Here is an 18607-nt window from a genome sequence, read left to right as displayed (position 1 = left end):
AAAGCTCGTTGCTCGTTGCTCGTTGCTTGTTGCTTATTGCTTATTGCTTGTTGCTTGTGGCTTGTGGCTTGTGGCTTGAAGCTCGTCGCTGGGCTTGTTGTCATCTGTATAGAAGTTGTAACTGGGCGAACCGGATCATAAAAGCTAGAGTCTGATGGTTTCACGCAGGCCCCCGAACCATCACCTGCGCCCTCATCAAGGAGCTTTCATGCACACATTTCGCCGCAGCGCCGCCCTTCTCGCCCTGACCGTCGGCAGCGTCGCCAGCCTTCCGGCCCTGGCCGCCGATGAGCTGCACTACAACCAGATTTCCCTGCGCGCCGAAGTCAGCCAGGAAGTGGCCCGCGACCTGATGATCGTGACCCTCTACACCGAAGAACAGAACACTGATCCTGCAAAACTCGCCGCCGACGTCAGCACCACCATGAACAAGGCCCTCGCCCAGGCCAAGCAAGTCAAGGACATCACCCTGCGCCAAGGCAGCCGCAACAGCTACCCGATCTACGACACCAAGGGCCAGAAAATCACCGGCTGGCGCGAACGCGCCGAACTGCGCCTGGAAAGCACCGACTTCGCCGCCCTGTCCAAACTCACCGGCGAACTGCTGACCGACCTGAAAATGGGCGGCATGGACTTCGCCATCGCCGACCCGACCCGCAAGGCCAGCGAAGACAAACTGCTGAAAGAAGCCGTCACCGCCTTCAAGGCCCGCGCCCAACTGGCCACCGACGCCCTGGGCGGCAAGGGTTACAAAATCGTCAACCTGAACCTCAACAGCAACGGCTACCCACAACCGTACATGCGCGCCCCGATGATGATGAAAGCCGCCGCCGGCATGGACGCTGCGCCGGTCACGCCTGAAGTCGAAGCGGGCACCAGCCAGGTCAGCCTGACCGCCGACGGCTCGATTGAAGTGTTGATGCAGTGATTGAATGACGGCTGAATGAAAAACCGGCGATCAGTGAATGATCGCCGGTTTTTTTGTGCCCGGGATTTGTGTTGTCAGGCTCGCGGATCAACCCGATCCAGCGCCCGGTTCACCGCAAGCTCGGCCAGCATGATGATCTGCTGGATGCCGAGCGCCGTACTGCGCTGCGAACCGCTGAGTTCATTGGCGAAATTACTGGCGATGGTACTGGCCGACGCCAGGGACTCGCAGGCGTTGGCCAACAGGCTTTCGGTATCGACGCTGGGCGTGACCATATACATCGTGCTCGGGCGCGGTTTGGAAGGGTTGGGGCACAGGTAATAGTCGAGGGCGCGTTTGATGGCTTCGCGGTTGCGGGCGAGGTCTTCGGCGCGCATGGCTTCTTCGAGGGGGCTAGGTGATTCGAGGGGTGGGTCGGGGACAACCTTGTTCATTGATAACCTCCTTGCTGACTTTAAGCCACCAGATGCCGTTCTCACGCGGCGAAGAGGTGGCAGCTATGTGCGGGGTGAGAAACCGGGCAAGGAGATTCCGGCCAGACCAAAGTCTGCCCGCACACAGCCGCCATAAATCAATTACAGGCAGCAGAAAGCTGGCGGCAATTATGGTCGGACTGACGTTTGAATAACACTCGCTTGCCTGGGTTCTCACACCCAATCACAGAGTTTTCTGCGACAACCAAAGACTAGGGAGCGCGCTTCCGACGGACAACCTGAAAACCTTGTGGGAAGGATCCTGTGTTGTTGTTGAGATTTAAACAGCTTCAAAAGCGACCCTCACCCTAGCCCTCCCGAAACGTCGGACCGCCCGTAGGGAGAGGGGACTGACCGCGTCGTTTAAATGAAATACGCCGACGTGAGATATCGAAGGTGAATTCAAAATCTGAAAAGCACACAAACCGCTCTAAGCTGTTGCCCCACCACCACTCAACAGGATGAGCGTTAGCTCGGCTGCAGCTTTTGATCTTGATCCACGGGCGACGTCGGAAGGCTGAGTGGAGGGATTTATCCGGGGGTGGGAGCGCAGCGACCGTTTGGCGAAGCCAAACACATCGAGAGGAGGTGCAGCGAAGCAAACCGTAGGCGATGCCCCCCGGATGAATCCCGGAGCGAAGGAACCCCGAGCCTCAGCGAGCGGGCCGAACGTAGGAGCAAGACCTTTTGGTTACTTTGGGGGCGTTTGCCAAAAGTGACCCGCCGTAAGGGCGGAACCATAAGCCGCAGCACCCGAAAAAACGGATATGCCCAAAAACCGCTGGATATACCGAGATAGACGCACCCCCTCAAAAAACGATATTTCCGAACCCCCTCAAATCCCCGCTAACCTCAAGGAACAACTACCTCCAGACCCACGGGCCAGACATGCAAAGATCCACCCTAAAACCACTCCTGATCACCCTGGCCCTGACCGCCATAACCCCAATCGCCAACGCAGCAACAACCCTGGTCTACTGCTCCGAAGCCAGCCCCGCAGGCTTCGACCCCAGCCAATACACCAGCGGCACCGACTTCGACGCCTCCGCCGAAACCGTCTTCAACCGCCTCACCCAATTCAAACGCGGCGGCACCGAAGTCGAACCCGGTCTGGCCACAAGCTGGGACGTAACCCCGGACGGCCTCCAGTACACCTTCCACCTGCGCCAGAACGTAAAATTCCACACCACGGATTACTTCACCCCGACCCGCGCCTTCAACGCCGACGACGTGCTGTTCACCTTCCAGCGCCTGCTCGACCCGGACAACGCCTTCCGCAAGGCCTACCCCGCCGAGTCCCCCTACTTCACCGACATGGACCTGAACACCACGATCAAGTCCGTGGAAAAACTCGATGATCTGACCGTGCGCTTCAACCTGAACAACGTCGACGCCGCGTTCGTGCAAAACCTCGCCATGAGCTTCGCCTCGGTGCAATCGGCCGAATATGCCGCGCAGTTGCTGAAGGAAGGCAAGGCAGCAGACATCAACCAGAAACCGGTCGGCACCGGCCCGTTCGTGTTCAAGCGCTACCAGAAGGATTCGCAGATCCGATACGCGGCGAACAAGGACTACTGGAAACCAGAAGATGTGAAAATCGACAACCTTGTGTTCTCGATCACCCCGGACGCCGCCGTCCGCCTGCAGAAGCTCAAGACCGGCGAATGCCAGGTCAGCGGCTACCCCCGCCCGGCCGACATCGAAGTGATGGAAAAAGACCCGAATCTGCGCGTGTTGAAGCAGGCCGGTTTCAACCTCGGTTTCCTTGCCTACAACACGACTCACCCGCCGCTGGACCAATTAAAGGTGCGCCAGGCACTGGACATGGCCATCGACAAACCGGCGATCATCAAGGCGGTTTATCAGAGTGCGGGGCAGTTGGCGCAGAACGCTCTGCCACCCGCGCAATGGTCATATGACCCGAATATCAAGGACGCACCGTACGATCCCGTAAAAGCCAAGGCGCTACTCAAGGAAGCCGGGGTTGCACCGGGTACAACCATCAACCTCTGGGCGATGACCGTGCAGCGTGCATCCAACCCGAATGCGCGGATGTCGGCACAGATGATCCAGCAGGATTGGGAGAAGATCGGCATCAAGGCCAACATCGTCAGCTATGAATGGGGCGAGTACATCAAGCGCGCCAAGAATGGCGAACACGACGCGATGATCTACGGCTGGACCGGTGACAACGGCGACCCGGACAACTGGCTGGGCGTGCTTTACAGCTGCGCGGCGGTGAAAGGCAGCAACTACGCCAAGTGGTGCGATCCGGCCTACGACAAACTGGTGCAGCAGGCCAAGGTGTCCACGGATAAATCGCAACGGGTAAAACTGTATCAACAGGCGCAACTGATCCTTAAACAGCAGGTGCCGATCACGCCGATCGCCAACTCCACGGTGTTCCAGCCACTGCGCAAGGAAGTCACCGACTTCAAGATCAGCCCGTTCGGTCTAACCCCGTTCTATGGCGTGGGTATAAATAAGTAACACCCGGCCCCAAGGCGGCGCGCAAATCGTGACCAATGCACCGTTTTGGGGCTTCATTTGCACCGTAAAAACCGACCGCAAACGGTCAAATGCGTCAGAAGTTATACAGATGCGACATTAAGGTACGTTCGTGCCACCGTTTGATGCCGCCGGGCGCTCTGGATCTTGCATTGGGTATGGGCCCTGCATAAGTATCCGCAGGCACGACTCACGAGGTCGTACCTCAATATTAAAAAATGACAACAAATCATGAGGCCAACATGCTTAAACACGCGGTCATTCCGTTTTTAGTCGGCGCAGGCTTGTTAGCCTCCGCACCTTTCGCTTCCGCTGCGACTAACCTGGTGTTCTGCTCCGAAGGCAGCCCGGCCGGTTTCGACCCAGGCCAATACACCACCGGAACCGACTTCGACGCCTCAGCCGAAACCATGTTCAACCGTCTGACCCAGTTCGAGCGTGGCGGCACCGCCGTTGTTCCTGGGCTGGCGACCAGCTGGGACATCTCCCCTGACGGCCTGACCTACACCTTCCACCTGCGTGAAGGCGTGAAGTTCCACACCACCCCGTATTTCAAGCCGACTCGTGAGTTCAACGCCGACGACGTGCTGTTCACCTTCAATCGCATGATCAACAAGGATGACCCGTTCCGTAAGGCGTACCCGACCGAATTCCCGTACTTCACCGACATGGGGATGGACACCAACATCACCAAGATCGATAAAGTCGACGATCACACCGTCAAGTTCACCCTGAAAGAAGTCGACGCCGCGTTCATCCAGAACATGGCCATGAGCTTCGCGTCGGTTCAGTCCGCCGAGTACGCAGCCCAGCTGCTGAAACAAGGCAAGGCTGCCGACATCAACCAGAAGCCGATCGGCACTGGTCCGTTCGTGTTCAAGAGCTACCAGAAAGACTCCAACATCCGTTACACCGGCAACAAGGATTACTGGAAGCCTGAAGACGTGAAGATCGACAACCTGATCTTCGCCATTACTACCGACCCGTCGGTACGTATCCAGAAGCTGAAGAAGAACGAGTGCCAGGTCACGCTGTTCCCGCGTCCGGCCGACCTCGCCGCACTGAAAGCCGACCCGGCGCTGAAGATGCCTGACCAGGCCGGTTTCAACCTGGGCTACATCGCCTATAACGTGATGGACAAGGTCAAGGGCAGCAACGAGCCGAACCCGCTGGCCGACCTGCGCGTTCGCCAGGCGCTGGACATGGCTGTGAACAAGCCACAGATCATCGACTCGGTTTACCAGGGCGCAGGCCAACTGGCCGTCAACGCCATGCCGCCGACCCAGTGGTCCTACGACACCACCATCAAGGACGCCAAATACGATCCCGAGAAAGCCAAGCAGCTGCTCAAGGAAGCCGGCGTCAAGGACGGTACCGAAATCGTCCTGTGGGCGATGCCGGTACAACGTCCGTACAACCCGAACGCCAAACTGATGGCCGAAATGCTCCAGTCCGACTGGAAGAAGATCGGTCTGAACGTGAAGATCACCAGCTACGAGTGGGGCGAGTACATCAAGCGTTCCAAAGGTGGCGAGAACCAGGCCATGATCATTGGCTGGAGCGGTGACAATGGTGACCCGGACAACTGGCTCAACGTGCTGTTTGGTTGCGACTCGCTGAGTGGCAACAACTTCTCCAAATGGTGCGACAAGAAATTCGACGGCCTCGTGAAAGAAGCCAAGCGCACCACTGACCAGGCCAAGCGCACCGAACTCTACAAAGAGGCGCAGCACGTCCTCAAAGATGCAGTCCCTATGACACCTATCGCTCACTCGACGGTGTATCAACCCATGCGCGCCAACGTGCAGGACTTCAAGATCAGCCCATTCGGCTTGAACTCCTTCTACGGCGTCAGCATCAAGTAAAAAACGCAGCGGCGACGTTTTCAGCGTCGCCGCTGCGTTTTTCTGCCGAATAGTTAGGAATTTGCCTACATCCATTTCAACCTGGTCTGACCAGGCTGGTTTCGGACGTGTCGCCTTTTCCTACGAGTCTTTAGGACTCTGCGCATTTACTGCCAGACCTGCGGCCCCTACCGTCAGGTTCTGACCAGTGACTGCGTGGGCTATCGGTTTGCTGTTGGATTGAGCTCAATGCAGCCACAACTTCCCTGGAAGGGATCGCGGCGCATTGAAAAACACTGAGACAAGAGGGAGCGTCATGCGCCACACCTTGGTTTTTTCCGCATTGCTGGGCGCCGGCCTGTTGGCCGCCACGTCCGCGAGTTTTGCCGCCAGCGACAGTCTGGTGTTCTGCTCCGAAGGCAGCCCGGCCGGCTTCGATACCGCGCAGTACACGACCGCGACCGATAACGACGCCGCCGAACCGCTGTACAACCGTCTGGCCGAGTTCGAAAAAGGCGCGACCAATGTCGTACCGGGCCTGGCAACCAGCTGGGATATTTCCGAGGATGGCCTCAAGTACACTTTTCACCTGCGTGAAGGGGTGAAATTTCATAAAACGCCGTACTTCAAACCCACCCGCGATTTCAACGCCGACGACGTGCTGTTCACGTTTAACCGCATGCTCGATCCGCAACAGCCTTTCCGTAAGGCTTATCCGACCGAGTTCCCGTATTTCAACGGGATGAGCCTCAACAAGAACATCGCCAAGGTCGAAAAGACTGGGCCGCTGACCGTGGAGTTCACGCTCAACAGCGTCGACGCCGCGTTCATCCAGAACATCGCCATGAGCTTCGCCGCCATTCTGTCCGCCGAATACGCCGACAAGCTGTTGGCCGAAGGCAAGCCGAGCGACATCAACCAGAAGCCGATCGGCACTGGCCCGTTCGTGTTCAAGAGCTATCAGAAAGACTCGAACATCCGCTACACCGGCAACCCGCATTACTGGGATCAGAGCCGGGTGAAGCTGAAGAACCTGATCTTCGCGATCAATACCGACGCTTCGGTCCGCGTGCAGAAGCTCAAGGCCGGCGAATGCCAGGTCACCCTGCATCCGCGCCCGGCGGATGTGCCAGCACTGAAGAACGACGCGAAACTGCAACTGATCGAAAAGCCGGGCTTCAACCTCGGCTACATCGCCTACAACGTGCGCCACAAACCGTTCGACCAGCTCGAAGTGCGTCAGGCGCTGGACATGGCGGTGAATAAACAGGGGATTCTCAACGCTGTTTACCAGGGTGCCGGACAACTGGCGGTCAACGCCATGCCGCCGACCCAATGGTCCTATGACACCACGATCAAGGACGCCGCCTACAACCCGGAAAAAGCCAAGGAACTGCTCAAGGCTGCCGGCGTCAAGGAAGGCACCGAGATCACCCTGTGGGCCATGCCGGTGCAGCGCCCGTACAACCCGAACGCCAAGCTGATGGCCGAAATGCTCCAGGCTGATTGGGCGAAGATCGGTCTGAAAGTGAAGATCGTCAGCTACGAATGGGGCGAGTACATCAAGCGCACCAAGAATGGCGAACACGATGTCAGCCTGATCGGCTGGACCGGTGACAACGGGGACCCGGACAACTGGCTCGGCACGCTATACAGCTGCGACGCCATTGGCGGCAACAACTATTCCATGTGGTGCGACCCGGCTTACGACAAGCTGATCAAAGAGGCCAAGGTCGTCACCGACCGCGACCAGCGCACCGTGCTCTACAAACAGGCCCAGCAGTTGCTCAAGCAGCAAGTGCCGATCACGCCTGTCGCCCACTCGACGGTCAACCAGCCGCTGAGCGCCAGGGTTGAAGGGTTCAAAGTCAGCCCCTTCGGCCGCAACGTGTTTTCGGGTGTCAACATCGATTAAACCCATAACCGATTAGCCGCAATGCTGAGGAGGCTGTCTACCTCCTCACGCAAGCGCTTTGCCGAAATTTGCCGATCAGGCCTTTTGCAAACGTTTGCGATGTGTGAATGAGTTCTAAAACCAAAAACCGGCCCAACAAAAAAAGCCGGCATAAAAAGAAAGTAAAGGAGCTTCACCCATGAAACTGAGCAGCACCGCGATACTGGCCTTGGCCATCAGCAGCATCACCGCCACGGCGTTTGCCGAGGAGCAGAGCCAGGCGTTCACCCCCGTGACCGTCAACGAGAAAAGCGCCCAGGCTGACGCCACCGGCTTCCTCGAAGGCTCCAAGATCAGCGGCACGACCCGTAACTGGTACGCCAACGAACAACTGAAGCGCGGCGGCAAGTTCACTTACCGCAAAGACGGCGTTGCCACCCCGACCGATCGTCGTATCAACTGGGTACAAGGCACCATCGTCAACTTCACCTCCGGCTTCACTCAGGGCACCGTGGGTGTCAGCACTGAAGTAGCCGCCTACAACGCCGTGGCGCTGGAGCGTGATCGCAAGGCCCTGGCCTCCAACAACGGTGGTGCACCGGGTTCGCGTCCAGGCGCGGGCAACAACCGTACCCTGACCAAGGAAGGCGGTGACGCTGAAGGCCAGTGGAGCAAACTGGGCCTGGCCAACGTCAAGTTCCGTGTTTCCAACACCACCCTGACCGCCGGTCGCCAGAACTTCAGCACGCCAATCGTCGACACCATCGGCAACCGTGCGCTGCCTTCGAGCTTTGAAGGTGTGAGCCTGCACAGCGAAGAGCTGAACAACCTGTCGTTCGACGCCGGCAGCTTCGACCGCGTATCGCCGCGTACCGAAGAGAGCCTGTCGAAATTCCGCACCGAGTACAGCGCCAACGGCGCCGAAACCGATCGCGTGAGCATCGTCGGTCTGAACTACCAGCCGCTGCAGAGCCTGAAGACCAGCCTGTACGCCTCCAAGGCTGAAGACTTCTGGAACCAGTACTACTTCGGCGCCACCCACGAACTGGGTGACAGCAACGTCGTGAGCCTGACCACCGGCCTGAACTACTACAAGACCGTCGATACCGGCAAGAAAGAGATGGGCAACATCGACAACGACACCTACTCGCTGTCGTTCGGCCTGACTCACCAGGCCCACAGCCTGACCTTCTCGTACCAGGCGATCAACGGTGACGAGTACTTCGACTACCTGCACGAAACCAACGGCATCTACCTGGCCAACTCCCTGCTGTCCGACTTCAACGGCCCGAACGAGAAATCCTTCCAGGTCGCCTACGGTCTGAACATGGCCGAATACGGCGTGCCAGGCCTGAAGTTCAACATCTACCAGGCCCGCGGCTGGGGCATCGACGGTACTCACTACACCGGCACTGCGTATGACGTACGCAACATGGACGGCGAGCACCACTACGAATACGGCATCGGTGCCACCTACGCGGTACAGAGCGGCCCGCTCAAGGCGACCACCGTGCGTGCCACCTACACTGCTCACCGCGCCAGCGAAAATCAGGCCGACGGCAGCATCAACGAGTTCCGCCTCGTGACCACTGTACCGTTCAACATTCTGTAAAAACGCGTGCCGGCGGCTGACTCAGTGACGAGTCGGCCGTTCGGCTTTTTGTCTTCAACCGATTGCAGAGGGTTATCGATGAAAATGCTTCCCCTACGTGCGGCCGTCGCTGCCGCCCTGTTGAGCGCCGCCATCGGCGTCTCGGCCAAACCCTTGGTGGTCTGCACCGAAGCCAGTCCGGAAGGCTTCGATATGGTCCAGTACACGACTGCAGTCACTGCCGACGCGGTGGCCGAAACCATCTTCAACCGCCTGGCCGACTTCAAGCCCGGCACCACTGAAGTGATCCCGGCGCTCGCCGAGTCCTGGGATATCAGCGACGACGGCCTGACCTACACGTTCCACCTGCGCAAAGGCGTCAAGTTTCACACCACCGAATACTTCAAGCCGACCCGCGACCTGAACGCCGACGACGTGGTCTGGAGCTTCCAGCGTCAGCTGGATCCGAATCACCCGTGGCACAAGCTGTCGAGCGTGGGCTTCCCGTACTTTGAAAGCATGGGCTTCAAGGAACTGCTCAAGAGCGTCGAGAAAGTCGACGACAACACCGTCAAGTTCACCCTGACCCGCCGCGAAGCGCCGTTCCTGGCCGACATCGCCATGGCGTTCTCCTCGATCTACCCGGCCGAATACGCCGACCAGTTGCTCAAGTCCGGCAAGACCGGCGACCTGAACAACAAGCCTGTCGGCACTGGCCCGTTCGTCTTCCAGCGCTATAACAAGGACGCCCAGGTTCGCTTCAAGGCCAACCCGGACTACTTCCGTGGCAAGCCGCCAGCCGACGCGTTGATCCTGGCCATCGCCACTGACAACAACGTGCGCCTGCAGAAACTCAAGGCCAACGAGTGCCAGATCGCGCTGTATCCGAAGCCGGATGACATTCCGAGCATCAAGAAAGACGACAAGCTGAAAGTCGATGAAATGGACGCGATGACCGTCTCGTACATCGCCATGAACACCCAGCACAAATACATCAGCGACGTGCGGGTGCGCAAAGCGATCGACATCGCCTTCGACAAGGAAGCCTATGTCAACGCGCTGTTCGGCAAGGGCAACGCGACCGTGGCGGTCAACCCGTACCCGCCGACCCTGCTGGGCTACAACCACGAGCTGAAAAACCCGCCACGCGACCTCGACGCAGCGCGCAAACTGCTCAAGGAAGCCGGCGTGCCGGAAGGCACCGTGTTTACTCTGTTTACCCGCAATGGCGGCGGCCCGACCAACCCGAACCCGATGCTCGGCGCGCAAATGATGCAGGCTGACCTGGCGAAAGTCGGGATCAAGATCGACATCCGCGTGATGGAATGGGGCGAAATGCTCAAGCGCGCCAAGGCCGGCGAACACGATATGGTGTCGGCCGGATGGGCGGGCGACAACGGCGACCCGGATAACTTCCTGACGCCTATGCTCAGTTGCGAGGCCGCCAAGAACGGCGAAAACTACGCTCGCTGGTGCAACGAGAAATTCCAGACCCTGCTCGACGAAGCACGGGCTAAAGTAGATCCGGCCGAACGCGCCAAACTGTATGAAGAAGCCCAGGCCATCTTCAATCAGGACCAACCGTGGATCAGCATGGCCCACACCCGGATGTTCACGGCAATGCGCAACAACGTAGAGGGTTATCACATCAGCCCTCTGACAACCAATAACTTCGCCACCACCCAGGTGAAGTAGATAAGAAACTCCCGGCCTCCCTGACCCCAGGGTCGCCGGGCACGCCTAACCGGCTGATGAGGTACCACACAAGATGTTTAGTTTTATTGCCCGCCGACTGGGGTTGTTGATCCCCACGTTTTTCGGCATCACCTTGCTGACTTTCGCGTTGATTCGCATGATTCCCGGCGACCCCGTGGAAGTGATGATGGGCGAACGTCGGGTCGACCCCGAAATGCACGCTCAGGCAATGGAACGCCTCGGTCTGAACAAACCGCTGTATGCCCAGTACCTGGACTACATCGGCAAACTGGCCCATGGCGATCTCGGCGAATCCCTGCGCACCCGTGAGAGCGTATGGACCGAGTTCACCTCCCTCTTCCCTGCGACCCTGGAACTGTCCATGGCCGCCCTGCTGTTCGCCGGCGTCCTGGGCCTTCTGGCCGGGGTGATCGCGGCCCTCAAGCGAGGATCCCTGTTCGACCACGGGGTGATGGGCATCTCCCTGGCGGGGTATTCGATGCCGATCTTCTGGTGGGGCCTGATTCTCATCATGTTCTTCTCGGTGAGCCTGGGCTGGACCCCGGTTTCCGGGCGGATCGACCTGCTCTATGACATCGAGCCACGCACCGGTTTCATGCTGATCGACACCCTGCTGGCCAATGACACCGGCGCTTTCCTGGATGCCCTGCATCACCTGATCCTGCCGGCCATCGTCCTCGGCACCATTCCGCTGGCGGTGATCGCGCGGATGACCCGTTCGTCGATGCTCGAAGTGCTGCGTGAAGACTACATCCGTACCGCCAAGGCCAAAGGCCTGTCGCCGTCGCGCGTGGTGTTCGTGCACGGTCTGCGCAATGCCCTGATCCCGGTGCTGACCGTGGTCGGCCTGCAAGTCGGCACCCTGCTGGCCGGTGCGGTACTGACCGAGACCATCTTCTCGTGGCCCGGCATCGGCAAATGGCTGATCGAAGCCATCGGCGCCCGGGACTATCCGGTCGTGCAGAACGGCATTCTGTTGATCGCCTGCCTGGTGATCCTGGTCAACTTCGTGGTGGACATCCTCTACGGCTTTGCCAACCCACGCATCCGTCATCAGCGCTGAGGTCAATACCCATGAGCACTCCAACATCCTCAGTAGTCACCGCTGCACCTGGCGCGGATCAAAGTCTGCTGTACCCGTCGCCGTACAAGGAATTCTGGCAAGCCTTCGCCAAGAACAAGGGCGCCGTTGCCGGCCTGCTGTTCATGCTGCTGGTGATTTTCTGCGCGATTTTCGCGCCGTGGGTCGCCCCGCATAACCCGAGCGAGCAATACCGTGACTTCCTGCTGACGCCGCCGGCGTGGCTCGAAGGCGGGCAGATGCAGTTCCTGCTCGGCACCGATGAACTGGGTCGCGACCTCCTGTCGCGTCTGATCCAGGGCTCGCGCCTGTCGCTGCTGATCGGTCTGTCGTCGGTGGTGATGTCGCTGATTCCGGGGATCCTGCTGGGTCTGTTCGCCGGTTTCTTCCCGAAAGTGGTCGGCCCGACCATCATGCGTCTGATGGACATCATGCTGGCCCTGCCGTCGCTGCTGCTGGCCGTGGCGATCGTCGCCATCCTCGGCCCTGGCCTGATCAACACCGTGATCGCGATTGCCGTGGTTTCGCTGCCGTCCTACGTACGTCTGACCCGTGCTGCGGTGATGGGCGAACTGAACCGCGACTACGTGACCGCTGCGCGCCTGGCCGGTGCCGGCCTGCCACGCCTGATGTTCATCACCGTGCTGCCGAACTGCATGGCACCGCTGATCGTTCAGGCAACGCTGAGCTTCTCTTCGGCGATCCTCGACGCCGCCGCCCTGGGCTTCCTCGGCCTCGGCGTCCAGCCGCCAACCCCTGAGTGGGGCACCATGCTGGCTTCGGCCCGCGACTACATCGAACGCGCCTGGTGGGTCGTGAGTCTGCCTGGTCTGACCATTTTGCTCAGCGTGCTGGCAATCAACTTGATGGGCGACGGCCTGCGCGATGCGCTGGACCCGAAACTCAAGAACGCCGCCTGAGGAGATTCCCATGTCACTGCTAGAAATCAAGAATCTCAACGTTCGCTTCGGCGACAAGAACGCCACACCGGTGGTCGACGGCCTCGACCTCAAGGTCGACAAGGGCGAAGTCCTGGCCATCGTCGGCGAATCGGGTTCCGGCAAGTCCGTGACCATGATGGCGCTGATGGGCCTGATCGAGCACCCGGGGATCGTCACTGCCGACTCTCTGAGCTTCGACGGCAAGGACATGCTCAAACTGAGCAATCGCCAGCGTCGGCAGATCGTCGGTAAAGACCTGTCCATGGTGTTCCAGGACCCGATGACCGCACTGAACCCGAGCTACACCGTCGGTTTCCAGATCGAGGAAGTGCTGCGACTGCACCTGAAAATGTCCGGCAAGGCCGCCCGCAAGCGCGCCATCGAACTGCTGGAAAAGGTTGAAATCCCCGGCGCTTCCAGCCGTATGGACGCTTATCCGCACCAACTGTCCGGCGGCATGAGCCAGCGTGTGGCGATTGCCATGGCGATTGCCGGCGAACCGAAACTGCTGATCGCCGACGAGCCGACCACCGCACTCGACGTAACGATCCAGGCGCAGATCATGGACCTGCTGCTGGCGTTGCAGAAAGAGCAGAACATGGGCCTGGTGCTGATCACCCACGACCTCGCCGTGGTGGCCGAAACCGCCCAGCGCGTCTGTGTGATGTACGCCGGGCAAGCCGTTGAAGTCGGTCAGGTGCCGCAACTGTTCGACATCCCGGCGCACCCGTACAGCGAAGCGCTGCTCAAGGCGATTCCGGAACACAGCCAGGGCGCCGAGCGTCTGGCGACCCTGCCGGGCATCGTTCCGGGCCGTTACGACCGTCCGCAAGGCTGCCTGCTGTCGCCGCGCTGCCCGTACGTGCAGGACAGCTGCCGCGCGCAGCGTCCGACCCTTGACCCGAAAAGCCACAGCCTCGCCCGCTGCTTCTACCCGTTGAACCAGGAGGTGGCGTAATGGCCGTCGTACTTACCGCCCGCGACCTGACCCGTCACTACGAAGTCTCCCGTGGCCTGTTCAAGGGCCATGCGACCGTACGCGCCCTCAACGGCGTGTCGTTCGAGCTGGAAGCCGGCAAGACCCTCGCCGTTGTAGGCGAGTCGGGCTGCGGCAAATCCACCCTCGCCCGTGCCCTGACCCTGATCGAAGAGCCGTCGTCCGGTTCCCTGAAAATCGCAGGGCAAGAAGTGGCCGGCGCCGACAAGGCCCAGCGCAAGCAACTGCGCAAAGACGTGCAGATGGTGTTCCAGAGCCCGTACGCCTCGTTGAACCCACGGCAGAAAATCGGTGATCAACTGGCTGAGCCGCTGTTGATCAACACCAACCTGTCGGCCGCCGAACGTCGTGAACGAGTCCAGGCGATGATGAAGCAGGTCGGCCTGCGTCCCGAGCACTACCAGCGTTATCCGCACATGTTCTCCGGCGGTCAGCGTCAGCGTATTGCGTTGGCCCGCGCCATGATGCTGCAACCGAAAGTGCTGGTGGCGGACGAACCGACTTCGGCACTGGACGTGTCGATCCAGGCGCAGGTGCTGAACCTGTTCATGGACATGCAGCAGGAGTTCAACACCGGTTACGTGTTCATCTCGCACAACCTGGCGGTGGTGCAGCACGTGGCCGATGACGTGATGGTGATGTACCTCGGGCGTCCGGTGGAAATCGGTCCGAAGCACGACATCTATGCCCGTCCTCTGCACCCGTACACCCAGGCGCTGCTGTCGGCGACTCCGACCATCCACCCGGATCCGGACAAGCCGAAGATCAAGATCGTCGGCGAGCTGCCCAACCCGCTGAACCCGCCACCGGGCTGCGCGTTCCACAAGCGCTGCCCGTACGCGACCGAACGTTGCAGCGCGGAAGAGCCGGCCCTGCGCCAGCTCGACACGCGTCAGGTAGCGTGCCACTACGCCGAGCAGTTCCTCGACGGCGCGGCATAAAAAACCCGCCCTGTTGCCGGGGCGGGTCGTTAAAGTGTTGACCAAACCTCTTCTTTCTCGATTGCGCATCAGTCGGGGAAGAAGGGGTTTTCTTTTGTCTGCGATCTATGTCTGGCTATCGCCGTCGTCCGGATCATCGGTGTCCGGCTCATCGGTGGTCGAGTCGTCATCGTCCTTGCTGCCACCCTGATCCTGATCACCGGGTTCGGATTCGGACTTGGCGAGCATGATCACACCCGCGTGCCCCTGGGCCGCATTGAAGCCCTGTGCAGGCGCCGCGTTGCTCGCCCACGCCGCCGTGGTGCCAAGCGTCAGCATCACCAAAACCTTAAGCAACAACACTATGCGTTGAAAAATGCTCATAAGCGTTTCCATCCTTTCGTGGTTGAAGCCAGAGTGCCGGTCCGGCGCTGAATAAAATCTAGTTCCGATCAGCCGGGTTCACCAGATAGGACGCTAACCAATGCCCGGAAATGCCATGGCTGGACAGACCGCTTTCGAATAACCCCCATAACCGGATCAGCTAAGCGAGGTGGCCTTGCGGGTTTGCACGGGCTGGCTGGCCGAGACGCGCAAACGGGTCGCCAGACAAACCAGCGGGACCGACAGCAGTGCCAGTGCCGCACTGGCCACCCAGACGCTATGCCCTCCGAATTGCCCGTATAACTGACCGCTGAGCACCGGCGACAGCAGAGCACTCGCGCTCCAGGCCATGAAGAACAAACCGAAGTACTGGCCGCTTTTGCCGCGTTGCGCATGCTGCATGACCAGCACATTCAGCGGCGGCATGAACAGCGCCTCCCCCAGCGTCCAGACCACCGTCGACAGGCAGGCATAAAACAGCCCGGAACCCAGTGGCAGCATGCCGAGCCCGAGCGCCAGCAGCACACAACCGGCGATCAAGGGCCGCCGCGAGCCCCAGCGTTCGCCCCAATGCGAGATTGGAATCTGCAACGCCACGACAAGGACCGCGTTGATTGCGAACTGCCAGCCGATGGCTTCGGTACTCAAGCGATAGTAGTCGCGCAGATAGTTACCGAGCGTGCTGTAGACCGTGTCGAACGCCATGCCGAGCAGGACGGTCGCCGCCAACAGCCAGAGAAATGGTTTGTCATGATATGGCAGGCCGGAGCCGGTCTGCGTCTCTGGCGTTTCGTCCGGGATCAGCACTGTTCGCCGCCAGGTCGTGCGCACAAACCAGAGCAGCGCCACCAACGTCAGCGCCGCACTGATGAAGAACACCCAGCGAAAATCCGTCTGCGCCAGCACACCGCCCGCGATACCGGCGGCGGCCATCCCGAGGTTTCGCGCGATACGGCTCAGGGCCTGCGCGCGCGGGCGCTGGGCAACCTCGCAATATTCCATGATCAGGCGTTGATGCAGCGTACGAATCGCGCCGTCGATCGTACCGCTGAGCAGCAGCAACACGGCCAGCAACCACATCTGTGTCACCAGCCCTAGCCCGAGCAGCACCCAGGCTGAAACGAAGAACAGCGCCGCCGTCAGCCGCGCGGTGCGGATATGGTCGCTGAGCAAACCGCCCAGCATCGAACCGATTAACAGCCCGCCGCCGTACGCCGCCAACAGCCAGCCAACGGCCTCGATGGCGAACCCCAGTTCCTGACGCAGGTACAGCGCCATGAACAGCTTGACCATGCTGCTCAGGCGATTGATGAACAACAACGCCGCGAGTACCCAGGCCATCGTGGAGAAATAACCATCGAATCGCAGCCAGTGAATGAGCCGACCGGTCATTCCGTTGATCCTTCAGAAAGCTCGCTTTGGGCTTTGAACACTAGACCTCGTCGCCCGGATTGTCGCGGCTAAAAACACCGCTGCGGTAAAAGCAGACACAAACCACAAGCGTTCGGGAAAGGGCCTACAACGGCTGTCACCACCACCGCCCAGGCAATAAAAAGCCCCGAGGCTCGCGCCTCAGGGCTCTGGATGTTGCAGTCAACGCTTAGTGATGCTCACGGGTCGCACGGAATTTCACGTCCGGCCAGCGCTCTTCCATCAGGGCCAGGTTGACCCGGGTCGGCGCGAGGTAGGTCAGGTGACCGCCGCCGTCCAGCGCGAGGTTTTCCACAGCCTTGTTGGAGAATTCCTCCAGCTTCTTCTTGTCGCCGCATTCGATCCAGCGCGCGGAGTACACGGTGATCGGCTCGTAGGAACACTCGACCTTGTATTCCTCTTTCAGGCGGCTGGCGACCACATCGAACTGCAGCACACCGACGGCGCCGAGGATGATGTCGTTGCTGCGTTCCGGGAAGAACACCTGGGTCGCGCCTTCTTCGGCCAGCTGTTGCAGGCCCTGGCGCAGTTGCTTGGATTTCAGCGGATCGCGCAGGCGTACGCGGCGGAACAGTTCCGGGGCGAAGTGCGGGATACCGGTGAAGCCCAGGGTTTCGCCTTCGCTGAAGGTGTCACCGATCTGGATGGTGCCGTGGTTGTGCAGACCGATGATGTCGCCGGCGTACGCCTCTTCCAGCTGTTCACGCTCGGAGGAGAAGAACGTCAGGGCGTCGCCGATGCGCACGTCCTTGCCGGTACGCACGTGGCGCATCTTCATGCCTTTCTCGTACTTGCCGGAGCAGATACGCATGAAGGCGATGCGGTCGCGGTGTTTCGGGTCCATGTTCGCCTGGATCTTGAAGATGAAGCCCGAGAACTTCTCTTCCACCGGCTCCACGGTGCGCTCGTTGGCTACGCGTGGCAGCGGGCGCGGGGCCCAGTCGACCACGGCGTCGAGCACATGGTCGACACCGAAGTTGCCCAGTGCGGTACCGAAGAACACCGGAGTCAGCTGGCCGTCGATGAACTCCTGCTGGTTGAACTCGTGGCAGGCGCCCTGCACCAGTTCCAGCTGCTCGAGGAAGCGGTCGTACTCGTCACCCAGGTGCGCGCGGGCCTCGTCGGAATCGAGCTTTTCGATGATCTTGGTTTCGGTGCGTTCGTGACCGTGACCGGCGGTGTAGACAATGATGTAGTCGTCCGCCAGGTGGTACACGCCCTTGAAGTCGCGGTAGCAACCGATCGGCCAGGTGATCGGCGCGGCCTTGATCTTCAGGACGGCTTCGATTTCGTCGAGCAGTTCGATCGGGTCGCGGATGTCACGGTCGAGTTTGTTGATGAAACTGACGATCGGCGTGTCACGCAGACGGCAGACATCCATCAGGGCGATGGTACGTGGCTCTACACCTTTACCGCCGTCGAGAACCATCAGGGCCGAGTCCACCGCGGTCAGGGTGCGGTAGGTGTCTTCGGAGAAGTCTTCGTGGCCCGGGGTGTCGAGCAGGTTGATCATGTGTTCGCGATACGGGAACTGCATGACCGACGTGGTAATGGAAATACCCCGCTGCTTCTCCATCTCCATCCAGTCGGATGTCGCATGGCGGTCGGATTTACGGGATTTCACCGTACCGGCCACTGCAATCGCCTTGCCCATCAAGAGGAGCTTTTCGGTGATCGTGGTTTTACCGGCATCGGGGTGGGAAATAATGGCGAAAGTGCGGCGTTTCGCGACTTCGGCGGCCTGTCTGGTCATGGGAAATCGCCTGGCGGTGATTCAAAAAAGGGCCGCGATTATAGCCCAAGTCAAGACAATAACCGAACCGTTGAGCACATTAAGGGTGGCCAAATGCTGCCTCAGATGGGAACCTTTTAAAGCACGGAGACGTCCATCCCCTGTTA

At 59.9% G+C, this 18607-nt stretch carries 14 protein-coding genes; 10 read left to right on the top strand and 4 right to left on the bottom strand.

Annotated elements, in window-relative coordinates; translation table 11 throughout:
- Nucleotides 1-208: 208 nt before the first annotated feature.
- Nucleotides 209-928, top strand: coding sequence for an SIMPL domain-containing protein (locus ACKLNA_RS17855; RefSeq protein ID WP_114881410.1), 720 nt, complete (start codon nucleotides 209-211; stop codon nucleotides 926-928).
- A 74-nt stretch (nucleotides 929-1002) separates the two neighbouring features.
- Here ACKLNA_RS17855 and ACKLNA_RS17850 read toward each other — a convergent pair whose 3' ends face one another.
- Nucleotides 1003-1362, bottom strand: a complete 360-nt coding sequence (locus ACKLNA_RS17850) for a DUF6124 family protein (protein ID WP_408986623.1) — start codon at nucleotides 1360-1362, stop codon at nucleotides 1003-1005.
- A 927-nt stretch (nucleotides 1363-2289) separates the two neighbouring features.
- Between ACKLNA_RS17850 and ACKLNA_RS17845 the strand changes: the two genes are divergently transcribed.
- From ACKLNA_RS17845 to ACKLNA_RS17805, 9 genes are all read left to right on the top strand, one after another.
- Nucleotides 2290-3891: an ABC transporter substrate-binding protein gene (locus ACKLNA_RS17845; RefSeq protein WP_408986622.1), complete on the top strand. Its 1602-nt coding sequence runs from the start codon at nucleotides 2290-2292 to the stop codon at nucleotides 3889-3891.
- 260 nt (nucleotides 3892-4151) lie between these two features.
- Nucleotides 4152-5774 carry an ABC transporter substrate-binding protein gene (locus ACKLNA_RS17840; RefSeq protein ID WP_408986621.1) on the top strand — a complete coding sequence of 541 codons (1623 nt, stop codon included), beginning with the start codon at nucleotides 4152-4154 and terminating at the stop codon, nucleotides 5772-5774.
- A gap of 295 nt (nucleotides 5775-6069) precedes the next feature.
- Nucleotides 6070-7668: an ABC transporter substrate-binding protein gene (locus ACKLNA_RS17835; protein ID WP_408986620.1), complete on the top strand. Its 1599-nt coding sequence runs from the start codon at nucleotides 6070-6072 to the stop codon at nucleotides 7666-7668.
- Between the two features lie 178 nt (nucleotides 7669-7846).
- Nucleotides 7847-9259 carry an OprD family porin gene (locus ACKLNA_RS17830; RefSeq protein WP_134825478.1) on the top strand — a complete coding sequence of 471 codons (1413 nt, stop codon included), beginning with the start codon at nucleotides 7847-7849 and terminating at the stop codon, nucleotides 9257-9259.
- 78 nt (nucleotides 9260-9337) lie between these two features.
- Nucleotides 9338-10933 (top strand): ABC transporter substrate-binding protein, encoded by a 1596-nt coding sequence (locus ACKLNA_RS17825; protein ID WP_134825477.1) that lies wholly within the window; start codon nucleotides 9338-9340, stop codon nucleotides 10931-10933.
- A 73-nt stretch (nucleotides 10934-11006) separates the two neighbouring features.
- The gene (locus ACKLNA_RS17820) at nucleotides 11007-12017 is read left to right on the top strand and encodes an ABC transporter permease subunit (protein WP_119426677.1); all 1011 of its coding nucleotides are present in this window, start codon (nucleotides 11007-11009) and stop codon (nucleotides 12015-12017) included.
- An 11-nt stretch (nucleotides 12018-12028) separates the two neighbouring features.
- A complete protein-coding gene (locus ACKLNA_RS17815; protein ID WP_085711819.1) occupies nucleotides 12029-12955 on the top strand; it encodes an ABC transporter permease subunit in 927 nt (308 codons plus the stop codon).
- Nucleotides 12956-12965: 10 nt separating this feature from the next.
- Nucleotides 12966-13934: an ABC transporter ATP-binding protein gene (locus tag ACKLNA_RS17810; protein ID WP_085711820.1), complete on the top strand. Its 969-nt coding sequence runs from the start codon at nucleotides 12966-12968 to the stop codon at nucleotides 13932-13934.
- Nucleotides 13934-14914: a peptide ABC transporter ATP-binding protein gene (locus ACKLNA_RS17805; protein WP_114881404.1), complete on the top strand. Its 981-nt coding sequence runs from the start codon at nucleotides 13934-13936 to the stop codon at nucleotides 14912-14914. Before ACKLNA_RS17810 ends, ACKLNA_RS17805 begins: the two co-directional genes overlap by 1 nt.
- A gap of 105 nt (nucleotides 14915-15019) precedes the next feature.
- Here ACKLNA_RS17805 and ACKLNA_RS17800 read toward each other — a convergent pair whose 3' ends face one another.
- The 3 genes from ACKLNA_RS17800 to ACKLNA_RS17790 form a co-directional block, all read right to left on the bottom strand.
- Entirely contained in the window at nucleotides 15020-15277 is a 258-nt protein-coding gene (locus ACKLNA_RS17800; RefSeq protein WP_114881403.1) for a hypothetical protein, read from the bottom strand.
- 156 nt (nucleotides 15278-15433) lie between these two features.
- The gene (locus ACKLNA_RS17795; protein ID WP_408986619.1) at nucleotides 15434-16669 is read right to left on the bottom strand and encodes an MFS transporter; all 1236 of its coding nucleotides are present in this window, start codon (nucleotides 16667-16669) and stop codon (nucleotides 15434-15436) included.
- A gap of 208 nt (nucleotides 16670-16877) precedes the next feature.
- Nucleotides 16878-18461, bottom strand: coding sequence for a peptide chain release factor 3 (locus ACKLNA_RS17790; RefSeq protein WP_408986618.1), 1584 nt, complete (start codon nucleotides 18459-18461; stop codon nucleotides 16878-16880).
- Between the last annotated feature and the right edge of the window lie 146 nt (nucleotides 18462-18607).

It is taken from the genome of Pseudomonas sp. UV AK001, from assembly GCF_046097675.1.
GTDB lineage: Bacteria > Pseudomonadota > Gammaproteobacteria > Pseudomonadales > Pseudomonadaceae > Aquipseudomonas > Aquipseudomonas kribbensis.
The sequence above is the reverse complement of the archived record's forward strand: the minus strand, read 5'-3'. Positions and strand labels throughout refer to the sequence as shown.